This window comes from Tropicimonas aquimaris (assembly GCF_042676185.1).
GTDB lineage: Bacteria > Pseudomonadota > Alphaproteobacteria > Rhodobacterales > Rhodobacteraceae > Tropicimonas > Tropicimonas aquimaris.
Map to the genome: position 1 here is coordinate 36,070 of NZ_JBHTJT010000039.1, position 18,363 is coordinate 54,432.

Annotated in this window: 12 protein-coding genes; 6 read left to right on the plus strand and 6 right to left on the minus strand. The window is 60.0% G+C overall.

The genetic code is table 11. The features are described 5' to 3' along the window. Positions 1-65 precede the first annotated feature (65 nt). From ACFQ2S_RS17835 to ACFQ2S_RS17850, 4 genes are all read right to left on the minus strand, one after another. Positions 66-1,697: an ABC transporter ATP-binding protein gene (locus ACFQ2S_RS17835; protein WP_386076534.1), complete on the minus strand. Its 1,632-nt coding sequence runs from the start codon at positions 1,695-1,697 to the stop codon at positions 66-68. A 4-nt stretch (positions 1,698-1,701) separates the two neighbouring features. Next, positions 1,702-2,625, minus strand: coding sequence for an ABC transporter permease (locus tag ACFQ2S_RS17840; protein WP_386076536.1), 924 nt, complete (start codon positions 2,623-2,625; stop codon positions 1,702-1,704). A 9-nt stretch (positions 2,626-2,634) separates the two neighbouring features. Next, entirely contained in the window at positions 2,635-3,588 is a 954-nt protein-coding gene (locus tag ACFQ2S_RS17845; RefSeq protein WP_386076537.1) for an ABC transporter permease, read from the minus strand. A 102-nt stretch (positions 3,589-3,690) separates the two neighbouring features. Next, positions 3,691-5,256 carry an ABC transporter substrate-binding protein gene (locus ACFQ2S_RS17850; protein ID WP_386076539.1) on the minus strand — a complete coding sequence of 522 codons (1,566 nt, stop codon included), beginning with the start codon at positions 5,254-5,256 and terminating at the stop codon, positions 3,691-3,693. Between the two features lie 489 nt (positions 5,257-5,745). Between ACFQ2S_RS17850 and betC the strand changes: the two genes are divergently transcribed. Continuing rightward, positions 5,746-7,266 carry a choline-sulfatase gene (gene betC / locus ACFQ2S_RS17855; RefSeq protein WP_386076541.1) on the plus strand — a complete coding sequence of 507 codons (1,521 nt, stop codon included), beginning with the start codon at positions 5,746-5,748 and terminating at the stop codon, positions 7,264-7,266. Between the two features lie 12 nt (positions 7,267-7,278). Here the strand turns inward: betC and ACFQ2S_RS17860 are convergent, their stop codons facing one another. After that, positions 7,279-8,238: a GlxA family transcriptional regulator gene (locus ACFQ2S_RS17860; protein WP_386076543.1), complete on the minus strand. Its 960-nt coding sequence runs from the start codon at positions 8,236-8,238 to the stop codon at positions 7,279-7,281. Between the two features lie 77 nt (positions 8,239-8,315). On the opposite strand from ACFQ2S_RS17860, the gene ACFQ2S_RS17865 reads away from it, so the two are divergent. The 5 genes from ACFQ2S_RS17865 (at position 8,316) to ACFQ2S_RS17885 (ending at position 15,677) form a co-directional block, all read left to right on the plus strand. Further along, positions 8,316-9,224 (plus strand): BKACE family enzyme, encoded by a 909-nt coding sequence (locus ACFQ2S_RS17865; protein ID WP_386076545.1) that lies wholly within the window; start codon positions 8,316-8,318, stop codon positions 9,222-9,224. Continuing rightward, on the plus strand, positions 9,224-9,988 hold the full coding sequence (locus ACFQ2S_RS17870) for an SDR family oxidoreductase (RefSeq protein ID WP_386076546.1): 765 nt from the start codon (positions 9,224-9,226) through the stop codon (positions 9,986-9,988). Before ACFQ2S_RS17865 ends, ACFQ2S_RS17870 begins: the two co-directional genes overlap by 1 nt. Further along, on the plus strand, positions 9,985-11,412 hold the full coding sequence (locus ACFQ2S_RS17875) for a carnitine 3-dehydrogenase (RefSeq protein ID WP_386076548.1): 1,428 nt from the start codon (positions 9,985-9,987) through the stop codon (positions 11,410-11,412). The genes ACFQ2S_RS17870 and ACFQ2S_RS17875 overlap by 4 nt, the downstream gene beginning before the upstream one ends. 197 nt (positions 11,413-11,609) lie before the next feature. Next, entirely contained in the window at positions 11,610-12,374 is a 765-nt protein-coding gene (locus tag ACFQ2S_RS17880) for a trypsin-like serine peptidase (protein WP_386076550.1), read from the plus strand. A 912-nt stretch (positions 12,375-13,286) separates the two neighbouring features. Beyond that, positions 13,287-15,677 carry an Ig-like domain-containing protein gene (locus ACFQ2S_RS17885; RefSeq protein ID WP_386076552.1) on the plus strand — a complete coding sequence of 797 codons (2,391 nt, stop codon included), beginning with the start codon at positions 13,287-13,289 and terminating at the stop codon, positions 15,675-15,677. Positions 15,678-16,261: 584 nt separating this feature from the next. Here the strand turns inward: ACFQ2S_RS17885 and ggt are convergent. Beyond that, a complete protein-coding gene (gene ggt, locus ACFQ2S_RS17890) occupies positions 16,262-18,055 on the minus strand; it encodes a gamma-glutamyltransferase (protein ID WP_386076554.1) in 1,794 nt (597 codons plus the stop codon). Positions 18,056-18,363 lie beyond the last annotated feature (308 nt).

Below are 18,363 nucleotides of genomic sequence, written 5' to 3' on the forward strand. Positions count from 1 at the left end.
AGTTTTTTCAGGTTCCTTGCGGAACCTGAAACATGCCTCAGATGCAAGTTCAGTGGGTCTGGAGCCTAGGTTGCAGCACGCCGCGCCAACAGATTGGTCAGCCAATCCGGATCCATTTCAGCAACAGAGGAAAGAAGAAGCTCGGTGTAGGGGTCATGGGGCGGTTGAAACATTTCTGTCTTGGGGCCTTGCTCGACTACACGGCCTTCCTTCATGACCACCACCTCGTCAGCGATCGCGCGAACCGTCGAAAGGTCATGGGTGATGAACATGTAGCCCAGATCGAATTCGGACTGCAGCCGCTCGAGCAGTTGCAGGATTCCCTCCGCCACGATCTGGTCGAGCGCCGAAGTAACCTCGTCGCAGATGATAAACTTCGGCTCTGCCGCAAGCGCCCGGGCGATCCCGATGCGCTGTTTCTGACCTCCCGACAATTCGGAAGGGAGCCGGTCAAGGTACTCCTCCGGTTCCAATTCAATGAGCGACAGCAGCGTCCGGACGCGATCATCCAGCGCCCGCCCCTTGAGGCCGAGGTACATCTGCGCCGGACGCCCGATCAGGTCTCGGATCCTTAACTTCGGATTTAGGGCCGTGTCTGCCATCTGGTAGATCATCTGGATCTGCCGCAGTTGATCGCGACTGCGCTTGCGATAATCGGGCGGCAGCAGGCCGCCATCAAAGAACACCTCGCCGTCCGCCGGTGGCAGAAGGCCGGTGATGACCCGCGCGGCGGTCGATTTTCCCGACCCGCTCTCGCCAACCACCGCGACCGTCCGGCGCGGGTGAATGTCGAAGCCGACGTCCTGCAAGATGATCGTCTTTCCGTAGCCCGCCGTTACGTTGCGGACCGAAACTATTGGCGTTCCATCGGTCACCGGCGGCTGTTCAGGGCGAGCATGGCTTCGGACGGCCCAGAGTGACTTCGTGTAGTCCTCCCTTGGCTGGGCCAGCATGGCATATGTGTCAGCTTCCTCGACTTCCTCGCCGCGCAGCAGCACTTTGATGCGGTCGGCCATCTGCGCCACCACCGCAAGGTCGTGCGAGATATAGATCGCCGCGGTTCCGAACTGTCGAATGATATCCCGGATCGCAGACAGCACCTCGATTTGCGTAGTAACGTCGAGCGCCGTGGTCGGCTCATCGAAAATAATTAGGTCTGGCCGGCAGGACATCGCCATCGCAGTCATGGCCCGCTGCAGCTGGCCTCCGGAGACCTGGTGGGGGTACCGGAACCCGATCTCGTTCGGATTGGGCAACTGCATGCGACGGTAGAGCTCGACCGCGTCGCTTTCTGCCTCCCCGCGGGACATGACCCCATGGAACACAGGCCCTTCGGAATATTGGTCGATCAACCTGTGTGCGGGGTTGAAGCTCGCCGCGGCCGATTGCGCGACATAGGCGATCCGCTTACCACGCAGGGCGCGGGCCTCGGCTCGGGACGCCTTGCGCAAATCGATCCCATCGAACTCGATGCTGCCATCGGAGAATCGGCAGCCATCGCGCACGAACCCCATACAAGCCAGTCCGATGGTGGACTTGCCGGCCCCTGACTCGCCGATTAGTCCCAAGACTTCGCCCTTGCGAAGCGTGAGGTTCACGCCTCTGACGATCTCGATCCACTGATCCTCCGAGCTGCCCTCGATCCGAAGATCACGGATCCTCAGCAGAACAGGGTTGTCCTTCGATTGCGTACCCATAGCCCTATTCCTTCAACCCGCTTGCCTCGTGCAGCTTCCAGTCGACCACGAAGTTCACTGCCACGGTCAGGAGGGCGATGGCGCCCGCGGGCAACAACGGTGTTATGTCTCCGAAGGTAATCAGCGTCGCATTCTCCCGCACCATCGAGCCCCAATCCGCCGTGGGCGGCTGGATCCCAAGTCCGAGGAAGGACAGCGCCGAGATCGCCAGAAACACAAAGCAGAAGCGCAGGCCGAATTCAGCCACCAACGGCGCCATCGCGTTTGGCAGGATCTCCCGCGTGATGAGGTACCATAATCCTTCGCCCCGCAGCTTCGCGGCCTCGATGTAGTCCATCACCACGATGCCGATCGCCACTGATCGGGCTAGGCGGAACACGCGGGTGGAATCGATCAGGGCGATGACCAGAATGAGCGTCGTGACGGAGGTGCCGAAAATTGTGAGCAGCAACAACGAGAAGATAAGCGCCGGGATCGCCATGAGTACGTCGACGGTGCGCCCTAGCACCTGATCCAGCCAACCGCCGACAGTTGCTGCGAGCAGCCCCAGAAGGGCCCCAACAACGAACGCCAGCGCGGTCGTGGCCAGCGCGATACCCACCGTGTTGCGCGCGCCATAGATCATCCGCGTGAGCATGTCCCGTCCGAGATTGTCAGTTCCGAGCAGATGTTCCGAACTCCATGGCAGGAACTCACCGCCCACGATCTCGCGCTCGCCGAATGGCGCGAGAACAGGCGCGAAGAGAGCGACGAAGATGTAGAGCAGGATCACCAGCATACCGAAGCTTGCCGTCAGCGGCGCCCGCCGCATTGAGGCTGTGAAATTCGTCGGTGCGAGCCGGATGATCATCGTTCGGAATAGCCAGCCGAGGCAAAGTGCTGCCGCGACGAAGAACACGATCCAGAGGGTTGTAATCAGGAATTGCATGCCGCTCCCCTAGCGCCGGTGCATGAGGCGAGGATTAGTGAGCGTCGAGAGCACATCCGCCGTCAGGTTCAGCAGAACATAGGCCGCCGCAAAGATCAGCGCGACAGCTTGAACGACGGGGATATCCCGCTTGGCAACGCTGTCGACCATCAACTGCCCGAGACCCGGGTAAACAAAAACCACTTCGACGACCACCACACCGGTGATGAGATAAGCTAGGTTCAATGCAATGACATTGATGATCGGTGCGAGGGCATTTGGCAGGGCGTGGCGAGTGATCACGCGAAAAGGTGGCATTCCTTTCAGACGCGCCATCTCGATGTAGGGGCTGGCCAGCAGGTTGATGATCGCGGCGCGAGTCATGCGCATCATGTGCGCTGTCACGACCAGTGTCAGTGTGAGCGCCGGCAGGAATGTGTTGTATAGCTTCTGCCCAAGCGGCAGGTCGACCGAAAAGCGAGAGATCGACGGAAACAGTCCCGATTGCGCAAGCCAAAGAATCAGGATGTAAGCCACGAAAAATTCGGGAAAGGAGATTGACGTGAGCGCCAGGGCATTCACGCTTCTGTCGAAAATGGAGTTGCGAAAAAGCGCGGCCAGAATGCCTAGCATCAGCGACAATGGAACGGCGATTGCGGCAGCATACAGCGCGAGGAACAGCGTGTTGGCCAATCGATTACCAATCATGTCAGCAACGGGTTTCCGGTTCGCCAGCGACTGACCGAAATCGCCTTGCAGGGCGCTGCCGAGCCAGTCTACGTACCTTGTGTGAAACGGTCGGTCCAATCCGTACTCCGCTCGAATGGCGGCGACGGTTTCCTCTGTAGCAGATTGCCCCAGAACGGCCTGCGCGAAGTCTCCAGGAAGGAGTTCCGCAGCGCCGAAGATCAGCAATGAGATCACGAAGAGTGTAACTAGACCCAAACCGAGCCGTTGAGCGAGCATTCGCCAGATATTAGCCATCAGAACCCTTATTAAGCCGGTTCGGAAGGGCGTCCCGAGACATCCCGTCGCTCGAAGAGCAACCAGTTCGGGGCACGGTTGCGCCCCGAACTATCGCATTCCTTACGCAAACCACCAGCGTTCGATCGCGCGGAAACCGTCCATCGTCCAGTTCGCACCAATCTGCTCCGGTGTGGCCACCGCACCTGTGTGGGCCATCACGTAGTTAGCAAACATCGGGATAACCGTGCTGCCCTCATCGCGCACGAGTCTCTGCATTTCGACATACATTTCGCGCCGCTTCGCTTCGTCAAGCTCGGAGCGGGCTTCGACCAGAAGCTTGTTGAAGCCTTCGTGTTCCCAGTAGCTTTCGTTCCAGGGAGCTCCGGAGGCATAGGCTGTAGAGAACATCCAATCCTCGGTCGGGCGGCCGCCCCAGTACGACGCCACGAACGGCTTCTGCATCCAGACATTGGACCAATAGCCATCGGCCGGCTCGCGGGAGACTTCGACAGTGATCCCGGCTGCGGCAGCGGATTCTGAGATGAGGACGGCGGCATCAACGGCACCGCCGAAGGCAGCCTCGGACGCAGACAGCGTGAGGGACAGCGAGTCCATCCCGGCTTCCCTCAAATAGAACTTGGCCTTATCCGGGTCGTACGTGCGCTGCTCGAGATCGTCGGCATGGAAGCGGTTGGACCTTCCGATAGGATGATCGTTTCCGACAACGCCGTAACCGTTCAGTATCTTCTCGACAAGTTCATCGCGGTTCACCGCGTGTTTGACCGCCATCCGAACGTTGTTGTCGGTGAAGGGATCAGCGCGGCTGTCCATGATGAAGGTATAGTGCTGGGTACCCGAGACCGAGAGGATCTTAATGTTCGGCGCCCGCTGCAGCAAATGAACCGTGTTGAGATCGACGCGGTCGATCACGTCGACCTCGCCGGACATCAACGCGTTCTGGCGGGCGGCGGCATCGACGATCGGCAATAGAACGATGCCGTCGAAATGGGCGCGATCGGACTTCCAGTAATTTGGGTTGCGGGTCAACAACGCTTCGACGCCTGGGTCAAACTTGTCAACCACATAGGGCCCGCACCCGTCGGTGGAGGTTGGATCGATCTTGCCATCAACCGCCGGCATGATCGGAATGTGATAGTCCGACATGATGAACGGGAAGTCGGCATTGCCACCGTTCAAGGAAATCACGACGTTCTGACCGTCGATCTTGATGTCGGTGATATTCTCTACGATCGGCTTAGCGGCTGAGGTACTTTCCTCACCGCGATGGTAGTTGATGGAGGCAACCACGTCCTCCGGCGTCACATCCTTGCCACTGTGGAACGTGACCCCTTGCCTGATGGTGAAAGTCCAGGTCATGGCGTCCGCCGACGCCTCCCAGCTCTCTGCGATCTCCGGCGCCAAGGAGCCATCTGCCGCGATTTCTGTCAGGTTGTTATGGCGTGCCGTGGCAAAAACTTGGCTGTAGGCGTTGTCCCAAGAGCCGGGGTCGAGGCTGTCCGAGGTGCTTCCGTGCCCCATGCCAACTCGGAGAATCCCGCCTTTCTTTGGCTCCGCCGAGGCTGGTCGCACGCCGGCGGGAAGGATGAGCGAGGCTGCGCCGAGGGCGGACGCCCCCTTGAGAACGCCACGACGGCTGATGCCGTTGGGCAAATTTCTGATAGTCATTGATTTCCTCCCCTGACGTCGTCGCAATTCAGTCCTGCGACTTACTTGTTTCCGAGATCCTGTCGCGGTTCTTGGGGCGAGTCGACTGCTTTTTGGGATTTTGTTCCCATCACGTCCGCACTCCGGGCTCGTTTCCAGTTACCGAGCGTAGCCGCACCTCGAGGGCAAACCGAGACCGGCTCGCGAGGCCTGCTAATCAGTCGGCATTGCCAAGAGACCGGGCGATACCTGATGCTGAGGTTGCAACTTCGACGAGAGAGGTGACGGATAGAAGGGATCGGTCACGACGGATGACTTTACGGCCACACGCAGGGAGCGCATTGCATGGTTGGTCCATCGAGTGAAGTTTTGTTTCGGGCCGGTTGCGATAGGCCCGCCACTGGCTGGCCGGGCCGAAATCGGCGCGAGACGCGACCACCCGGAAACAGCAGCGCCAAGAAGGCCATCATTGTCCGGTATGCAAATGCGCCCTGAACGATGGATGGATAAATGACGTTTGTGGCACCACGTTCCAATTTCCTGATCCTGATGGTTGACCAGTTGAATGGGACACTTTTCCCGGATGGCCCGGCGGCCTGGCTGCACACCCCCAACCTGAGTTCGCTCGCCGCACGCTCGACGCGTTTTGCCAATGCCTATACCGGATCGCCACTTTGCGCTCCGGGCAGGGCCGCTTTCATGTCGGGCCTATTGCCCTCCACCACGGGCGTCTTCGACAATGCGGCAGAGTTCCAATCCAGCATTCCCACATTCGCCCATTACCTGAGGCGTGCCGGCTACCAGACTTGCCTCAGCGGCAAGATGCATTTCGTCGGTCCAGACCAGCTACACGGATTCGAAGAACGCCTGACGACCGATATCTATCCGGCCGATTTTGGCTGGACCCCCGATTACAGAAAACCCGGCGAGCGGATCGACTGGTGGTATCACAACTTGGGCTCAGTAAGCGGCGCCGGTGTCGCCGAGGTGACCAATCAGCTGGACTACGACGATGAAGTTGCCTTCCATGCAGTCAGAAAGCTCTATGATCTTGCAAGAAGCGGTGATGATCGGCCGTGGTGCCTGACTGTTAGTTTCACCCACCCGCACGATCCCTACCTTGCCCGGCGGAAATATTGGGACCTGTATGAAAACTGCGCGTATCTGATGCCCGAGGTACCTGCGCTGGACTACGAGGAGCAGGATCCTCATTCACGGCGCATCTTCGATGCCAACGACTGGCGGAACTACGAGATCACCGACGGGCAAATCCGCCGATCGCGGCGCGCCTATTTCGCCAACATCAGCTACCTTGACGACAAGATCGGCGAGATCCCGGTGGCGCTAAAGGCATCGCGGCAGGAGGCAACCATCATCTTCGTTTCCGACCATGGAGACATGCTTGGCGAGCGGGGCCTTTGGTTCAAGATGTCGTTATTCGAAGGCTCGGCCCGGGTGCCGCTGATGATTTCGGCCCCTTCCATGGCGCCGGGGCGGATCAATGCTCCTGTCTCCACGCTCGATGTCTGCCCGACGCTTTGCGATATTGCGGGTATGGATACAGGCGACTTCGCGGCTAGTACCCACGGCGAAAACCTCGTCCCTCTGGCGCAAGGAGGAGAGCGGTCCGCACCGGTGGCAATGGAATATGCAGCAGAGGCTTCCGTTGCGCCGATGGTCGCCCTGCGCTACGGCAAATGGAAATACGTGCGATGCGTGGTCGACCCGGATCAGCTCTTCGATCTGGAGGTTGACCCACATGAGCGCAGCAACCTCGCCGAGGTCCCCTCTCACCAAGGCACCCGCGCAAGCCTGCGCGCAAAGTTGGAGGCCCGCTGGGATCTCGCGGCGTTCGACGCGGCGGTGCGTGAAAGCCAGGCTCGGCGGTTGGTCGTTTACGACGCGCTGCGCAGCGGCGGTCACTTTCCGTGGGATTTTCAACCGCTCCAGAAAGCCTCTGAACGCTACATGCGCAATCACCTTAATCTGAACGACCTTGAGGACGCGCGGCGTTTCCCGCGGGCCGAATAGGGGGCGGCCTTGCTATATCGCTCCGTCTTGCTGTCCGGCTCTGAGCTGCGAGGGCGTCGCGCCGTATTCGCGGCGGATCGCCCGCGCCAGCGCGGCAGGAGATTCGTAGCCGCAGCGCACAGAGACTTCCGCAACGCTTAACGCTCGGCTTTCGAGCATGGTGCGTGCCGAGGCAAGGCGCAGGTGGCGGTAGACCTTGCCCGGTGGCGCCCCGAGCCGCGAGCGAAACCGTCGATTGAGGGTTCGTGGCTGGCAGGACAGGGCGTATGCCAAGGCGTCGAGCGACAGCGGGTGTTCGAAATTGTTGCGCATCAAGTCGAGGGCCCGAGTAACCATGGGGTCTGCCGCGTTTTCCGACCATGCCGCGGTGGAATAATCCCTGCGGGCATACAGCGAATTGACGCTCATCCGGGCAGCAACACCCAGAGACTGCTCGACGAGGCCCAATGACAGGTCCATCGCTGCGAGAACACCCGCGCAGGTCACAAAAGGTCCGTCGCGCACCACGTTAGTCCGCTCGGCGGCAACTGCCAGAAAGGTCTCTGAAAAGGCCTCGATGAGGTCCCAGTGCAAGGTCGCCTGCCGCCCGTCTAGCAGTCCGGCCGAGGCCAACAGCCATGGCGCTGCGTCGAGTGCAGCGGTGACACGGGCTTTCTGACTCGCCGCAACTAGGGCTCGACGGGTAGCCCGCGTGTCGTGCCGGAGGTGATCATAGCTCGCCAGAATGATGAGCGCATCGTACGCAGGCATCTCCGACAGCTTCGAATGGGGCACGACCTGTGTCCCGCTCGATGATTGCACCGGCGCGCCATCAAGGGTGACAATCTTTACATCGAACGCCCTTGCTCGCGCCACCCTGTTGGCCGCTTGCAATGGTTCGACGCAATTGGCGAGACAAAGGTGCGAGAACCGATCGAATATCAAGATTGTGACGGATACGGGTGGACCGAGAGAGTTTGTCCATTTCAGCATGATGAATGTCTCTTTCGGCGTGACGTGTTGTCCTCCCGGATGACTTAGCATGGGGAAATTTCCATGTGGAGTTCGCAATGCCTCTCGCCATGAACAACGACGTCTTTATCACCTGCGCCGTGACCGGCTCGGGGTCCACCCAGGATCGAAGCCCACATGTGCCACGCTCGCCGAAGCAGATCGCCGACAGCGCGATTGCTGCGGCCAGAGCGGGCGCCGCAGTGGTGCATTGCCACGTGCGCGATCCCGACACCGGCGTGCCATCGCGCGATCTCGCCTATTACCGCGAAGTGACGGACCGTATCCGAGCAGCCGATGTCGATGTCGTGCTGAACCTGACCGCCGGCATGGGCGGCGACCTCGTTCTAAGCGGCACCGAAGAGCCGCTGCCACCAGCTGCCGGGACTGACATGGTAGGCGCCGAAGAACGCGTTGCTCACATCGCCGAATGCCTACCCGAGATCTGCACGCTGGATTGCGGCACGATGAACTTCGCCGAAGCCGACTACGTAATGACCAACACGCCTGGTATGCTGACCGAAATGGCCCGGAGGATGACCGAGCTTGGGGTCAAGCCCGAAATCGAGGCGTTCGACACCGGGCACCTCTGGTATGCCAAGCAACTCGTCGCCGATGGCGTGCTGGACGCGAATGCACTGGTGCAACTCTGCATGGGCGTTCCCTGGGGCGCCCCGGACGATCTCAACACCTTCATGGCCATGGTCAACAACGTGCCGGACGACTGGACGTTTTCCGCTTTCGCGCTTGGTCGGCACCAGTTGGCCTATGTCGCCGCCGCAGTGCTTGCGGGCGGCAACGTGCGGGTGGGTCTTGAAGACAACCTCTGGCTGTCCAAGGGAAAGTTGGCGACCAATGAGCAGCTGATCGAACGCGCGGTCACGATCGTCGAGAGCATCGGCGCGCGGGTCATCGGCCCGGCCGAGGTGCGCGAGAAGCTTGGCCTGATCAAGCGGGCGCCACGTTGATGGGCCAGCATGTCCTTATTACTGGGGGCGGCGGCGGCATCGGCCGCGGACTTGCCGAGGCCTTTGCCGGGCGCGGCGACAGGGTGGCGATCTGCGATACCGATCCGCAGGCCGTTGCGCTGGTGGCCGATGCCATTCCCGGAGCAATAGCGGTAGAGGCCGACGTGACCGACGAGGCCGCGATGGACGCCTTCCTCGGCCGGGTCGAGGCGGAGTGGGGGCAGATCGACGTGGTCTGTGCCAATGCCGGCACCGGTGGCCCGGCCGGGCGCATTGAGTCGTTGGATTACGGCGACTGGCAGGCCTGCGTGGCTGCCAACCTGCACGGCGCCTTTCTAACCTGTCGCTGGGCGGCGCGGATGATGCGCGCGCAGGGCCACGGGCTGATAATTGTGACGTCATCGACCGCCGGGCAGTTCGGGTATCCGATGCGCTCGCCTTATGCCTCTGCAAAATGGGGCGTCATCGGGTTAACGAAGACTCTGGCGATGGAACTCGGTCCAGCGGGCGTTCGGGTGAATGCAATCTGCCCCGGCGCCGTTGAAGGCCCTCGAATGGACCGGGTCGTCGCGATGGAAGCCGCGGCAAGCGGCAAGTCAGAGGACGAGGTGCGCGCGCAATACGTTAGGAGTGTCTCGATGCGAAGCTGGGTAAAGGTGGATGACATCTCGGAGGTCGTGCTGTTTCTAGCCTCGCCTGCCGCCGCGCGGATATCGGGTCAGATCCTGGCCATCGACGGACATACAGAGACCCTAGTGCCATGAAAGGAACGGCTGCAATAGTCGGTGGAGGGGTAATCGGCGGCGGCTGGACCGCGCGGTTCCTGCTCAATGGCTGGAATGTCAGGGTATTCGACCCCGACCCGGAGGCCGAGCGCAAGATTGGCGACGTGCTCAGCAACGCCCGCCATGGGCTGCCGATGCTTTACGATTGCGCGTTGCCGCCGGAGGGAGCCCTCTCCTTTCATCCGAGCATCGGCGAGGCCGTCGAGGGCGCCGAGTGGATACAGGAGAGCGTACCGGAACGTTTGGAGCTGAAACACGCCACCCTTGCCGAGATCCAAGCCGCCTGCGACCCGCTCGCTGTGATCGGTTCCTCGACCAGCGGGTTTAAGCCCTCAACTCTGCAGCAGGGGGCCGCGCGGCCCGAACAGATCATCGTCACCCACCCGTTCAACCCGGTCTATCTGCTGCCACTGGTTGAGGTAGTCTCATCCGGGCAGACGGCGCCATCGATACTCGCCAAGACCAAGGCCATACTTGGCGCAATGGGGATGCATCCGCTTGTAGTTCGTGCCGAGATCGACGCTCATATCGCAGACCGTTTGCTTGAGGCCGTGTGGCGGGAATCCCTCTGGATGATAGACGATGGCATTGCCACAACGCAGGAAATCGACGACGCGATCCGCTTCGGCTTTGGCCTGAGATGGGCTCAAATGGGCCTATTCGAGACCTACCGCATTGCCGGTGGAGAGGCGGGAATGGAGCATTTCATCCGCCAGTTCGGCCCGGCACTGCAATGGCCTTGGACCAAGCTCATGGATGTTCCGGAATTGACAGAAGAACTTATCCATAAGCTTGTCGACCTGTCCAACGCCCAGTCGGGGCACATGACGATCCGCGAGTTGGAGCGAAAGCGCGACAACAACCTCGTGGCCATGCTTCGCGCCCTGAAACAGCAGGGGAGCGCAGCCGGGCGGCTCCTCCTAGACCACGAGCGCCGGCTTCGGCCTGCGCTCGCCCCCGCCGCCAATCTGATGACCGCCCGTCGGGTCGTGCCCACCGACTGGACCGACCTGAATGGGCACATGAACGAAAGCCGCTACGGGCAGGTGTTCTCCGACGCCGCCGAGGCAGTCATGGCGTTAGTCGGCGCAGACGAGGATTACATCGCTTCGGGTCTGAGCTATTTCACAGTAGAGACCGAAACGAAATTCCTTGCCGAAACACATGCGGGCGAGCGCTTCGTTGTGCATACCCGGGTGACGGAAGGCGCGCGCAAGAAGATACGATGTTTCCACGAAATGCGGCGCGAGACCGATGGCACTCTGCTCGCTACGTGCGACCAGTTGATGATCCATGTTGACCTTGCCAAGCGCCGAGCGTGCGAACCGCCTGAAGTTGTGCAGCAGAAGATCGAGGCCCTTGCGGCTCTGCATGCCAGCGCGGGTGGCCTCCCCGATGCCTGAGCCGCAGGAATGCCACTAACCATTTCGCCTTGCCTTGGGCGTCCATGTTTCGCGAGGTACGCGATCGGCTCGCGAACAACGCGCCAGGCGGGGGTGTTGACAGCGTTTACAATGCAGCAACCCACAATAGCGCCGCCCGGGATTGGCGGCAGAAGCGGGCCATCTACTCAGAGGATTTCAAATCCGCGTAGTTCGCAATGCGCCAGCCACATACTGCGCTGACAAACGACGCTCCGGTTCGTTCTGTCTTGGCGGACAGCACCAATCGGACCGGGTCGAGGCGGCGGGAGGGGCGTGATGGCCCTCCCGCCAACAGGAAGAGGTGCGCCGTTGAGCAAGGCAATTCTGCCAGCACGCAAATAAGGATGTCCTGCACGGGAACCCTGTTATCAGAAAAAATTGTCCTTACCGCAGCGCATTGTCTTTACAACTTTACGCGCAAACAATGGATACCAGCCAACAGCATTCGTTTTATTGCCGGCTACCAAAGAGGGGAATATGAAGCTGTTTCGGACGTTGACAGGTATGTCTTGGACCCCACGCATGACCCTGAGAGTCGAGAGTTCAAAGGAGAAATGGATGTGGATTGGGCATTATTGATCTTGAAGGATCCAATTGGCAAAAACGCTCGGTTCGTTGATTTGTATCTAGGCGGACCAGGTGCCATCGCCGGCAAGAAAGCGCTACTCGCAGGCTACCCAAGCCTGAGGCACCATGTTCTGTCGGTTGCTCGGGACTGCGGCAAGATTAACTATGACATGAGCTATAGGGTTCTGGTCTCTAGTTGTTCAACCATGCAGGGGGACTCGGGTGCTCCCATTTTTGTATCGGACAATGGCAACCTCAAGCTGGTTGGAAATTTCAGTTCTATCGTAGCTACATTAGATCCAAAATCCCTTTTTGCTGTTGGGGTACCAGTCGCAAACTTTCAACATTTCTTGCAGCTCGAGCTAGCAAAATGAAATCCGCGGTTGGCTGATCTGTATGGGTCCGCATACGGAAGCGATACAGCGCTCGCGAAGACCGAGTCCGCACGCCGATCTGCTGTGCTCAGGAATCGGACTGCTGCCGCCGACAGGTTGAGCCCGCGCACAGGACAAGACCACACGGCCGAACGCACTCTGGCAGATCGACCTCAGGTACCTCGAGGTTTTCGGCTGGGACTAGTTCCAGCTTAGCACGATCCTCGACGATTACAGCTGCTACATCATGGCGTGGAAGCTCTCCAAGACGGCAAAGAGCGCAGATGTCGCCAACACCCTGGAACTGGCGCTGGAGGAAATGCAAATTAGTTCCCTCTCTGCTGACGGGCAGAGGCTCAGATTTATGGTTGCATTCACCGTTTCTTAACACGCCTCGCAGACGCTATATCTATGGGGAAACGGATTCTCTTCGTTCGCGAGTGATCAAATGCGAAAACCTCATTCAAATACTTATACGGCTCTGGGCATCCCGACCACAAAGACCACGCGATAGATCTCCGCCCCCCCAGAGCAACAGAAAGAGTGAAACAAACCAAATAGTTTTCCGGACGGAAACAATTACAGAAAGGCGCCAAGATACCACCCTTTTGAATATCCGACTACGCACTTCTGGAATACCCTAACGCAACAACGAGTTCATCCATCCGACATGGAGGCGACACCATTCGGCCCAGACGTGAACATATTTGTGACACATTAATCCTTCGTAGTTGCCCGAGAGACCAAGCAGAGCCCATCCGAGGCGGCGCGTAAATACCCCGATATAAAAAGTATCGACGCACCTGCCGTGCGAATGAGCAGCGTGCAGCAGTAAAAATTACACAAATTGAAAATAGCCGTGCAGTTTCGAGCTGGTGAAATGCCTCTTCATGTCTAACTGGGAGATTGCAAATGGACTGCGTACGGAGCATCACATTCATAATTCCAGGCGTCGATGGAGCACCTGACATCGAAGTGCTGGCCGTTGAGAACGACGGATCGATTGAATTCACGATAACCGTGCTAGAGACCGACGGCGTCATCGCCGATCTACGCGGGTTGTTTTTTGACGTTGATGACGAAGCCAAACTGTCGGGCCTTGCGGCCACCGGCACTGACGTGTCGGAGTACCGAACTGGCGACGTGATCGATCTCGGCCAGGGCGCAAACATGCGCGGCGCCGCGTCACCGTTCGACGCTGGCGTCGAGTTCGGACAACCGGGGATCGGCAAGAACAAGGGCGACATCCAGTCCACAAGTTTCGTTCTGACGAACGAGGCCGGCGATCTAACGCTCGATGATATTGCACATGTCAATTTCGGCGCACGGCTCACCAGCGTTGGTCCGGTTGACGGGAAGCGCGATGGCTCGGCCAAGCTGCTGGCCGTCGCTCCGGCAGCACCGGATGCAATGGACGATTCCTACGACATTTTCGAAGATGGTCAATCTGGCCTGAACGATCCGTCTAGCGTGTCGGAAGGCGTCAAGTTTGAAGTCCTCGCCAACGATAGCGACGCTGACGGTGACACATTGACGATTACCCACGTCTTTGGCGCGGCACACGGGACCGTGCAGATCATCGATGGCGACGATGCGGACCTGCTGCCCGGCGACGCAATCCTTTATACGCCAGACACCGACTACAGCGGGGTCGATGAGTTCACCTATTGCATAACCGACGGCAACGGCGGAACGGACTTCGCAACCGTTGCGGTCGCGATAGAAGCTGTCGCGGATATCCCGGACGTGTCCATCGAGGCGTTCGCCACCAGCAATGTGAACGAGATCCTCCTCAAGGTCACCGCGACCCAGACCGATGACGATGGTTCGGAATTCATCCAGAAACTCGTGAGCAGCGCGTTGCCTGCCGGGGTAACGCTTTCTCCCGCGGGGCCCACGATCGGAACGGCCGGGCAACCACAGCAGTTCGTGCAGGAATACCTGCTGATATTGCCGATGGATCAGAACACCGATTTCGACCTGACCTTCACCGCGACATCGGAGGAGATCTCGAACGGCGACACCGAGACCGGCTCAGAGACGATCGACATCATCTATGAGTACAGGCAGTCGCTCAACCAGCTGCAGTTCGAAGCTATCGATCAGAGCATCTGGAGCTCGGGCGACCAGTTCCTGTTCAACGACGACAGGTTCATCGGAATCGATACCGGCGACTTCGATGAGAGCCTTTCCTTCGGGCCGTTCGAAGCCGGGATCAACGGGCACATCAAGGCCGGGTTCCAGTCCACCCTGTCCTTCAACGGTGGCAGCATCGATGCCACGGCCGATTATGACGTCACGGTCGAGACCAACTACAACAAGACGGTCGACGAACTCCTGATCGAGACCGCCGACCTCCTGGTGGACGCCGCCTTCTCGACGGTTGGTCCATCGGGCAGCTACACGCTCGATTTCATCTGGGATATCCTGCTTCAGGCCTATGTCGGGCTCGATATCGATTTCGGGTCCGTGGACTTCGATCCTCTCGGCATCATCCCCGGCGACCAAACCGTCGACCTCGGCGGCATCGACGAAACGCTCAACTTCCCGGCCGTCGACATTGGCCCCGGCAGCGTGAACATCCTGGATCTCGACAGCGACACCCTGGGTGGGTCTTTCACCTTGCCGCCTCCTGCGGATTCCCTGTCCGTCGACTTCGCCTGGCCGAACGTCTCGACCGACGGCACCGCGCCACCGCTGGATCCGGTCACATCAAGCGGCGCGAGCAACAACTTCCTGCAGCTGAACCTCGATATCGACGAGCTGATCACCACGCTTGCAGGGCTTCCCATCAACCCCTTCAATCCGAGCCTCGACATCCTCGGCGGGCTCTTCTACGCCGAACTCGACATCCTGAACGTCTACGCGAATGCGGGCATCAACCTGCTCCAGGAATTCGAGATGGCCATGGGGGACCTGGTCGGGCTGGTCACCTTTGAAGATGGTTCGGGCACGGCCTTTACCATTGGCGACAGCCTGCAACTCAGCGATGCCTCTTCGATTGACGAGGGAGGTGACGATGACGGAATGGTCGAATTCGAGTTCACAGTCATTTCGGAATCCGAGCTCAGCAACCTGACCGAACTGGGATTCAATGTCGGCGGCGGCGTCGACATCCTGTCGGGCGAGGCCGGATACGACGCCTCGTTTACGTTCTTCGGCGAAACGGTCGGGTTCAGTGACAGCATCGGCTTCGGTCCGCTGGCGAGCTACGATTTCTCGGTGCCCGTTGGCGATATCGACGTGTTTGATGACACCTTCGACCTGGCATTTGGCGAAGAGACGTTCTCGACCTTCGCCTGATCCCGGGCCTCTCGCCCGAGGCGCCAAATGAAACCGCGCGCCTCGGGCGATATGCCCCTTGCACTGGAATGGGCAACAACCCGTGCAGCCCAACCACAACGCCCCTGTGGCAGGTACGAGTGCCCTGGCCAGGTAGGCGCATACAGAGCCCGGGAAACACCGGATCTCCTGCATCACGGGCTCACCAAACCATGAGAGGATGGAGCAATGGACCCTGTCATTGATGGCCTCGTATTCGTAGTGCTGGTGGTTTTTGGACTGCCCTTGGCCCTGTCATTCTTCAAGTAGGGGTGACGCCCCGAACGGTTCTGGGCGGGCGTCATCTCAGCACCGATGACCGCGATGTCGGCAAATTCCAGTTGGTCCGGACCGCAACATCGGCCACATAGGCTCCACGCTGTCATCTGAAGGTTTTGCCCAGGAATGCTGGACCCATGTCCGACGACCTTCTTCCATTGGGAACTATGTGTCAGGTGGCGAACACTAGCAGGTGATACCGACTCTGGAAGTCGCAAGGGATCAAGGTGACTAGTTGCCCGGTCGAAAGCCAATCTCCCTTCACCTCGCCTACCAGATCAAGGTCTTCATTCCCCGAGGGCGATCCCTTCGCGACGCGGATCGGCACCACCCTGGAGAATTTCTCCGACCGAGATGGCATGCAGGCCCGAGTTGAGCTCGCCGACATTGACTTCGTAGCCAAGCTCCGCGAGCGGCTGTTGCAGGTCCGCTGCCCAGGTGCCTTCCTCAAGGTCATAGGTTCCGAAGCGGTTGACGAAGTGCGGCATGGAGACTGCCTGCTGCACATCCATACCCCAGTCGAGATGCGCGATGACGGCCTGTGCGACATAGCCGATGATCCGACTGCCACCGGGGCTGCCGATCACGAGCACGGGCTTGCCCTCCTTCATGACGATGGTCGGAGCCATCGAGGATCGCGGCCGTTTGCCGGGCTCCACGCGGTTGGCGATGGGAACGCCGTTCTCATGGGTCTGGAAGGAGAAATCGGTCAACTCGTTGTTCAGAAGGAAACCCCGGACCATGATCCGGGAGCCAAACGAATTCTCGATCGTCGTGGTCATCGACAATGCGTTGCCGTCGGAATCCACAATCGAAATGTGCGAGGTCGACGGCAGTTCGATGCTCGCATCGTCGGCAAACAGCAGCGTGTGATCCCATTCCGGGTCTCCCGGCGCAACCTCGGGGAGCGCGTCGTCCCCCGACAGGAGCTCGGAACGCGCCTTCAGGTAGTCTTCCGAGACGAGGCCCTTGACCGGCATTGGCACGAAGTCCGTATCGGCCATGTAGCGCCCGCGGTCCGCGAAGGCGAGCCGCGAGGCATCGCCGATCAGCCGCCAGGCTTCCGGGCTCGTCGGCTCCAGCGACGCCAGGTCGTGACCGTTCAGTATCCCGACGATCTGGCCGACGGTCAGAGCCCCGGACGACGGAGGACCCATGCCGCAAACATCGTGCTCGCGATACTCCACGCACACCGGCGGCCTTTCGATCACGCTGTAGAGCGCGAGGTCGATCGACGACAACTGGCCGGGATTTCCCTCGGCACCTCGCACAGCGGCCACGATATCCTCGGCGATTTCTCCGCTGTAGAAAGCGGATGCCCCTTTGGCCGCAATCAGCTGCAAGGTCTCGGCGTAATCGGCATTCACCAGCATGTTGCCAGCAGCCACGGCCGTGCCGCCGGGAAAGAAATACTCGGCGGTCGACGGGAACCGCTGCAGGCGCTCGGCATCGTCCGCGACCAACTCGGCAAGGCGCGGCGAGACCGTGAATCCGCCTTCCGCAAGTGCGATGGCTTCATCGAACAATCCGGCCCAGTTGGCGCGCCCCCATCTACGGTGGGCGTCTTCCAAAAGGCGAGGCGTTCCCGGCGTGCCGACAGACAAGCCCCCCACCACTGCATCGAAGAACTTCAACGGGGCCCCGGACTCATCCTGAAACAGCGTCGGATCGGCGGCCAACGGTGCGGTCTCGCGCGCATCAAGTGTGGTCACGCTACCGCTCTGCGCATCGTACCAGACGAGAAAGGCGCCACCGCCAAGTCCAGAAGACTGAGGTTCGACCAGGCCGAGGACCGCTTGCACCGCAACCATCGCATCGGCAGCCGTTCCGCCCTCGCGCAGAACGCGCGCGCCGGCTTCGACCGCGAGCGGATTGGCTGCTGCAACCATCCAGGTCTCTGCCTGCGTCGGTGCTCCATCGCTCTTGGCACCAAGCGCCGCATTGGCAAGGTCAGTAAGTCCCGAGAACGCATCGACCGTCTCGGTCGCGGCTTCCGGCGCAACGGCGTCCGCGGCCTCCTGCGCATATGAAGGCCATGCAAGAAGAAAGGCGGCAGCAAGTGGCCAATATCCATGATCCAACGCGAGATCTCCCTGAACGCGGAATTCTGCGACGTTAACACGGAAACGGCACGACGGTCATTGGATCCGTCTTCCTAAGATGTACCCAAGATCTCTCCGCAAGGAGGATCGAGCCATGGCCAAAAATGGGTGATGGGGCCTGAGAAGGGAGAGTATCGTGGCGGGTGCACAAGCCGGCCAGAATCCGGAAGGAACTGGTGTGTCCCCGAAAAGTGGTCCTCCCTGAAGTAGGCTTTCGAGCCGGGGGTCCTGACCCGCAAAGCTGATCCGAACCGAATGCGAGTTTTCGGGCACATTTCCGACAGGAG

Excerpts from the sequence above, each read along its gene's own strand:
- ACFQ2S_RS17835 (WP_386076534.1), bottom strand. The coding sequence starts at position 1,697 with ATGGGTACGCAATCGAAGGACAACCCTGTTCTGCTGAGGATCCGTGAT.
- ACFQ2S_RS17840 (WP_386076536.1), bottom strand. The coding sequence starts at position 2,625 with ATGCAATTCCTGATTACAACCCTCTGGATCGTGTTCTTCGTCGCGGCA.
- ACFQ2S_RS17845 (WP_386076537.1), bottom strand. The coding sequence starts at position 3,588 with ATGGCTAATATCTGGCGAATGCTCGCTCAACGGCTCGGTTTGGGTCTA.
- ACFQ2S_RS17850 (WP_386076539.1), bottom strand. The coding sequence starts at position 5,256 with ATGACTATCAGAAATTTGCCCAACGGCATCAGCCGTCGTGGCGTTCTC.
- betC (WP_386076541.1), top strand. The coding sequence starts at position 5,746 with ATGACGTTTGTGGCACCACGTTCCAATTTCCTGATCCTGATGGTTGAC.
- ACFQ2S_RS17860 (WP_386076543.1), bottom strand. The coding sequence starts at position 8,238 with ATGCTGAAATGGACAAACTCTCTCGGTCCACCCGTATCCGTCACAATC.
- ACFQ2S_RS17865 (WP_386076545.1), top strand. The coding sequence starts at position 8,316 with ATGCCTCTCGCCATGAACAACGACGTCTTTATCACCTGCGCCGTGACC.
- ACFQ2S_RS17870 (WP_386076546.1), top strand. The coding sequence starts at position 9,224 with ATGGGCCAGCATGTCCTTATTACTGGGGGCGGCGGCGGCATCGGCCGC.
- ACFQ2S_RS17875 (WP_386076548.1), top strand. The coding sequence starts at position 9,985 with ATGAAAGGAACGGCTGCAATAGTCGGTGGAGGGGTAATCGGCGGCGGC.
- ACFQ2S_RS17880 (WP_386076550.1), top strand. The coding sequence starts at position 11,610 with ATGCGCCAGCCACATACTGCGCTGACAAACGACGCTCCGGTTCGTTCT.
- ACFQ2S_RS17885 (WP_386076552.1), top strand. The coding sequence starts at position 13,287 with ATGGACTGCGTACGGAGCATCACATTCATAATTCCAGGCGTCGATGGA.